The 6,323-nt window shown below is 54.7% G+C and carries 4 protein-coding genes and 2 pseudogenes; 3 read left to right on the top strand and 3 right to left on the bottom strand.

Going from position 1 to position 6,323, the window contains the following annotated elements; genetic code table 11:
- The 3 genes from tnpA to tnpC form a co-directional block, all read left to right on the top strand.
- Positions 1-362 (top strand): IS66-like element accessory protein TnpA (gene tnpA, locus JFT58_RS29845; RefSeq protein ID WP_233095472.1); only part of this gene is annotated, 362 nt, incomplete at its 5' end.
- Positions 359-694, top strand: a complete 336-nt coding sequence (gene tnpB / locus JFT58_RS30555) for an IS66 family insertion sequence element accessory protein TnpB (RefSeq protein ID WP_009682493.1) — start codon at positions 359-361, stop codon at positions 692-694. The genes tnpA and tnpB, both read left to right, overlap by 4 nt.
- A gap of 61 nt (positions 695-755) precedes the next feature.
- Positions 756-2,303 (top strand): IS66 family transposase, encoded by a 1,548-nt coding sequence (tnpC, locus tag JFT58_RS29835; protein ID WP_034128274.1) that lies wholly within the window; start codon positions 756-758, stop codon positions 2,301-2,303.
- 132 nt (positions 2,304-2,435) lie between these two features.
- On the opposite strand, the pseudogene JFT58_RS30920 reads toward tnpC, so the two are convergent.
- The 3 genes and pseudogenes from JFT58_RS30920 to JFT58_RS29825 all read right to left on the bottom strand — a co-directional run.
- Positions 2,436-2,876: pseudogene (locus JFT58_RS30920) on the bottom strand (methyl-accepting chemotaxis protein); the annotation flags it as partial.
- Between the two features lie 102 nt (positions 2,877-2,978).
- A pseudogene (locus JFT58_RS30915) lies at positions 2,979-3,755 on the bottom strand (PAS domain-containing protein); the annotation flags it as partial.
- 152 nt (positions 3,756-3,907) lie between these two features.
- Positions 3,908-5,977, bottom strand: coding sequence for a putative bifunctional diguanylate cyclase/phosphodiesterase (locus JFT58_RS29825; RefSeq protein WP_198834865.1), 2,070 nt, complete (start codon positions 5,975-5,977; stop codon positions 3,908-3,910).
- Between the last annotated feature and the right edge of the window lie 346 nt (positions 5,978-6,323).

Here is a 6,323-nt window from a genome sequence, read left to right as displayed (position 1 = left end):
CCAGTTCTAGCCTTTTAAGCGGGTATTTCATGCAGCCAACACGCCGTTCCTATTCCAAATCCTTCAAAGCTCAGGTCATTCAAGAGTGTGCCCAGCCCGGTGCTTCGATTGCCAGCATCGCACTCAGCCATAACCTCAACGCAAACCTCGTCCACAAATGGATTCGCCTGCAAGCGCAGAAAAGCACAGCGCTGCAACCTGCATTTATTCCGTTACCCGTGCCGCTGGCAGGGGCGAAATCCCACACATCATCATCGAATATTTGCGTTGAAATACAGCACCCGCGTGGCACCGTCACAGTGAACTGGCCCACTGAAAATGCTGCTGCCTGCGCGACCTTTCTTCGAGACCTTCTGCGATGATTCGCATCGACTCCATCTGGCTCGCCACCGAGCCGATGGACATGCGCGCTGGTACCGAAACGGCATTAGCCAAGGTGATTGCGGTGTTCGGTGCGGCGCAGCCGCACTGTGCTTATCTTTTCGCCAACCGCCGCGCCAATCGCATGAAAGTGCTGGTGCATGACGGCTTCGGCATATGGCTGGCGGCGCGCCGGTTGAGCCAGGGCAAGTTCCACTGGCCAAGCATTCGTCATGGCTCTGAAATGCAGTTGGACACCGAGCAACTCCAAGCCTTGGTATTGGGCCTGCCATGGCAACGAGCAGGTTCCGGCGGCTCGATCACACTGCTTTAACGGCTGCCATTAGCCTATCGGTCTATCGCCGCGAAGCGCCTGCTCTGGCAAAATTCGGCGCATGACTTCTTCTCCCAATCTCGACCAAATGACTCCCGACCAACTGCGTGCCTTAGCTGCGCAATTGCTCTCGCAAGTCGAAACAATGGGTAAGACGGTCGAAACCATGGGCAAGAAGATCAACCGCGATCAGACGGTGATCGAGAAGCTGACCTTCGAAATTGCGCAGCTCAAGCGCTTGAAATTTGCCAAGCGCAGCGAGCAGATGAATCCTGAGCAGGCCAGTTTGCTCGATGACCTGATCGATACAGATATCGCAGCGATTGAAGCAGAGCTTCAGGCCTTGCAAACAGTGCCAGCGGCGACCGAGAAAAAGCAGAAGCCCAAGCGCACTGCATTGCCGGCTGAGTTTCCACGCACACTGATCCATCACGAACCTGACAACACTCACTGCCCATGCGGCTGCGCGCTGAAACGCATCGGTGAAGATGTCAGTGAGAAGTTGGATTACACACCGGGCGTGTTCACCGTCGAGCGTCATGTACGTGGCAAATGGGTCTGCGATGACTGCGAAACGCTTATCCAGGCACCGGTTCCGGCTCAGATCATCGACAAGGGCATCCCAACCGCTGGGCTGCTGGCCCACGTCATGATTGCCAAGTTTGCTGACCATTTACCGCTTTACCGTCAGGAATCGATCTTCGGTCGAGCGGGCCTGGCGATTCCACGCTCAACCTTGGCCGAATGGGTTGGCGTGACTGGGGTTCAGTTGCAGCCGCTGGTCGATGCGCTGCGCGAAGTGGTACTCGGGCAGCAGATTATTCATGCCGATGAAACACCCGTGCAAATGCTCATGCCGGGAACAAAGAAAACCCACCGTTCCTATGTTTGGGCCTACGCCACCAGCCAGTTCTCGGATGTGGCAGCGGTGGTTTATGACTTCAGCCCCAGCCGTGCCGGAGAGCATGCTCGCAACTTCCTGCAAGGCTGGAGGGGCAAGCTGGTCTGTGACGATTTTGGCGGTTACAAAGCCAGCTTCGAACTCGGCGTGACCGAAATCGGCTGCATGGCCCATGCACGGCGCAAATTCTTCGAGCTGCACGCTACGAATAAAAGCACGCTTGCTGAGCAAGCCCTGCGCTATATCCAGTTGTTGTACGAAATCGAGAGCGAAGTCCGCGATCTGGAGCCGGATTTACGGCGGCGAATACGGAAAGAAAAAGCCGTCCCGGTAATGGACATGCTACATGTCTGGATGAGCGCCCAGCGCGACCTTGTGCCCGAAGGCTCAGCCATCAGCAAAGCACTCGATTACAGCCTGAAACGCTGGGCAGCGCTGTCGCGCTACCTCGATGACGGGGCTGTACCCATAGACAACAATTGGGCAGAGAACCAGATCCGACCATGGGCTCTTGGACGCAAGAACTGGCTCTTCGCAGGGTCGCTACGCAGCGGAAAACGGGCGGCGGCGATCATGAGTTTGATCCAGTCTGCGCGGCTCAACGGTCATGATCCGTATGCCTATTTGAAGGACGTGCTCACACGCCTGCCGACGCAGCGGGCGAGTGAAATCGATCATTTGCTGCCGCATATTTGGCAACCGGTCTAATTGCGTAAGACGTGATGCTCGGATGCAAACGTTCAGTTGCGCCCAGTAAGCAGCGATGATGTCATATTGGACAAGCACGCTTATCGTGAGAAATTGGAACAGCCTTACGAGGTTGTGCCCGATACAGTTACATCAGAGCTCTTCCTTTGCCTCGGCGAACTGGCGCACGGCGTCGACTACTTGCCGTGCTCCGCTCTGAATTTCCTCTATCACAAAGCCGGCTTGGCTGACCAAATCGACGCCTTGATCGACCTTTTGGCGACTAGCCTGCATGCTCTCCACAGCATCCTGCGCTAGTTCATGGTTGCGCTTCACAACATCGACGATTTCCACGGTGGCCTGCGCCGTGCGGGCTGCAAGGTTTCGTACTTCATCGGCGACCACCGCAAAACCTCGGCCTTGTTCACCCGCCCTTGCAGCTTCGATAGCAGCATTTAGAGCAAGTAGGTTGGTCTGCTCGGCGATACCTCGGATGGTCTGCACGATGCTGCGGATCATCTCTGACTGCTGATTGACTGCAGTGATGCCTTCAGCCGCTCGTGAGAGCTCGGCTGCTATGCCTTGTACCACCTCGACCGTTTCACTAATGACCTTGGCACCATGGCGAGCGCTTCTGTCCGTCTGCTGGGATATATTGTAGGCGAGCGTGGCTGCATCGGATTCTGCCTGCTGCTGGCGCACTTGGGACGTAATATCACGGGCAAACTTAACTACTTTGTAAAGCCGGCCACTGGCATCGAATACCGGGTTGTAGGTTGCGCTCAGCCAGACGGTATCGCCATGCCGGTTGAGTCGCTGGAAGCGTCCAGAGAAGAACTCACCACGGTTCAGTCGCTCCCAGAAATCGCGGTATTCAGGAGAGTCCGCTTCACCTCGTGTGCAGAACATGCGGTGGTGCTTTCCCCGAATCTCATCCAGGCGATAGCCCATGGCCTGCTCGAAGTTTTCGTTGGCGTCGAGAACCTCACCTTTCAAGTTAAAGGAAATCGCAGCCATCGAGCGACTGATGGCCTGAACCATGCTGCTCTGCTCCTGCTCACGGATCACCTGAGTAGTAATGTCGGTGGCCAGCTTCAGCACGCCTTCGACGCGACCATCGGCGCCTCGGATAGGGTTGTAGCTGGCTTCGAGCCAGACCTCCAGGCCTTGCTTATTACGCCTCAGGAAACGTTCACGTATGTACTCGCCACCAGCCAGGCGCTGCCAGAACTTACGATAGTCGGCACTCGCCTGGTAATCAGGAAAACAGAAAATACGATGGTGCTGTCCGACGATCTCCTCCAGTCGGTAGCCCATGGTGGTAAGAAGGTTCTCATTGGCACCTATGATGGTGCCATCGGGTTTAAATTCAATTGTTGCCGTCGAACGGTCAACGGCCACGGCCCTTGCTTCTGCGGCCTGAAGCTTTTGCAGAGCCTCAGCCAAGGTCTGCTTGATTGCCTTGTTGAACATTGATTAGCCTTAGAGTGAATTTTACTATCGGACGAATGAGGAGAAGCCGTAAATCCCAATTCGAATGTTTAACTGATGCTTAAATCAGGTGATGTAGCGGGTCTGCAAATTGCACCAGCAAGCACCAACTTGAATCTATGGCTTGTGCAGTATCACGCTAGAGTCTTGGTCGCGCTTAAGCTTTCCAGCATCCTCTCTGCGCTCATCGGCTTGCCCAGCAGGTAACCTTGCAAAATGTCGCAACCCAACTCGGTAAGCATCTGTTGTTGTTCAGCGGTTTCCACACCCTCTGCAACGATCCTCAGCCCCAGCGTTTTACCGAGCGCTACTATGGCCGAAACGATAGCCGCGTCATCGTTACACTTAGCCAGCTCGGTGATAAAACCTCGGTCGATCTTCAGTTCGTTGGCTGGTAGGCGCTTAAGATAAAGCAGGCTGGAATAACCGGTACCAAAATCGTCGATGGAGATATTCACGCCCAATGCTGCCAATTGATCAAGAGCAATCAAAGCAGCTTCAGCGTCCCGCATCGCCGTAGATTCGGTAACTTCCAGTGTCAGGAAACGGGGGGGCAGGCCACTGCTTTGCAGGGCATTGCGCACGACATCAACGAGCTTTGCATGGGCCAGTTGTACCGTCGAAATGTTGACCGCAATACTCCATTCGTCTTTACCTTCGCCTAACGCTTGCCATTCGGCCATCTGCCGGCACGCCTCATGGATTACCCAGCTACCGATTGGCACGATCAATCCAGTACGCTCTGCCAAGGGCAGGAAACGGACGGGCGGCACCAAGCCAAAACCTGGCTTGTTCCAACGCAGTAAAGCTTCAACGCCGATCATAGGGCCATTTGGGGCGAGCATCTTCGGCTGGAAGTGCAGGATAAATTCATTCCGATCCAGTGCGCACCGCAGATCCTGTTGCATTTCCAACTGCAGGTGAGCGTTAACGTTCATAGCTTTTTCAAAGAAGCAGCAGCCATCGCGGCCCTGCTCCTTGGCGTGGTACATAGCCGCATCGGCATTGACCATCAGCTCATGCTCGGTTAGGCCATTTTCTGGGAATATAGCGATACCGATGCTAGCGGACACATGCACTGTCTGCCGCCCAAGTACGTAAGGTAATCGAATATTTTCCACCAAGCGTTGCGCCAACATCGCAGCGTCTTCAGGTTCGCCGGGATCGATAAGCAGAACGAACTCGTCGCCTCCGAGGCGAGCCACCGTATCTTCGCCGCGTTTGGCGTCGTTGATTCGCTTTGCTACTTGCAGAAGCAACTGGTCGCCAGTGTGATGACCGTAAGTATCGTTAACAGCTTTGAAACCATCCAGATCCATGAAGAGTACGGCAAAGTGGCTCTTCTGCCTGATGGCTTTATGAATCGCTTGCTGAAGACGGTCGTTTAGGAGGATACGGTTAGGGAGGCGAGTAAGATTGTCGTGAAGAGCTAGCTGCACCAGTTCACTGTTTGCGAGGTCAAGGGAGCTGGCAAGTATGCTGGTGCGGACGTCAAGCATTGATACGATCAAGGCAATAGCGCAGACAGCCAGCGTGATCAGAATCACCAAAACCATTAGCCAGTTGCTATCAATGCCTGCATTGACCGCTCCGCACACGCTCCCGATAGGAAATTGGGCAGCCGCCATTCCGGTATAGTGCATTCCAACAATGGCACACCCCATAATTAACGAGGCGCCGATGCGTGTACGATTGATGTACTGACCTTCGCCACGCAGGCGGAAAGCGATCCACAAAGCCACGCCCGAAGCAAGGATAGCAATCAGCACCGATAGCGCGAACAAAGACGGAACGTATTCCACTACAGGATTCATCAGCAGCGCCGCCATTCCAACGTAGTGCATGGATGCAATTCCGATACCCATGAGCACCGCACCAAGCAGCAAACGCGGCAGTGGCATTTCCGTCTGGCATGCTAGCCACAAAGCAAAGGCGGAGGAGGCGATGGCGATCAACAACGATAAGCCAGTCAGCGTCGGGTCGTAACCCAGCTCGATGGGCAGTTGGAAGGCCAACATGCCAATAAAATGCATCGACCAGAGGCCCGTGCCCATGGCGGAAGATCCACCGGCAAGCCAAAGTGCCGATGCTTTGCCTTCGGTACGGGTGACTCGACCAGTCATGTCCAGCGCGGTATAAGACGCCAGGATCGCTACGGCGAAGGAAAACAGCACATACACGCTGTTATAGCTGCTTACTAGCATTGAAACCCCGAAGGTTGAATTTGGCTCCTCTGGGCCATCGGCGGCACGAGCAGTTTCTGAAGAGTACGCTTCATCCTATCGTCAAAAATTTTACAAAAAAAAGCGTCATGCCAGCCTTGCGACTTCCACGGGCACGCTTACGGCTGAATGCGATGCTGGCAATTGTAGTGCCGTGCTGGGCACCCATATTGAATGACCTGGGCTTTGAAGGCCTTGGAATAGGAACCGAGTGTTGGCTGCATGAAATACCCGTTTAAAAGGCTAGATCTGGTGCTCACTTAAATTTGAGTGCACACGATGTCTTGGCTTTGCGGGGCTGGGTAGATGACATGGCCGGACGGTTACG

The organism is Pseudomonas sp. MF6767, from assembly GCF_016405475.1.
Taxonomy (GTDB): Bacteria; Pseudomonadota; Gammaproteobacteria; order Pseudomonadales; family Pseudomonadaceae; genus Aquipseudomonas; species Aquipseudomonas paracarnis.
This window is presented reverse-complemented; position numbering and strand designations above follow the sequence as displayed.

Coding starts and splice junctions, on each gene's coding strand:
- tnpB (WP_009682493.1), top strand. CDS start 359: ATGATTCGCATCGACTCCATCTGGCTCGCCACCGAGCCGATGGACATG.
- tnpC (WP_034128274.1), top strand. CDS start 756: ATGACTTCTTCTCCCAATCTCGACCAAATGACTCCCGACCAACTGCGT.
- JFT58_RS29825 (WP_198834865.1), bottom strand. CDS start 5,977: ATGCTAGTAAGCAGCTATAACAGCGTGTATGTGCTGTTTTCCTTCGCC.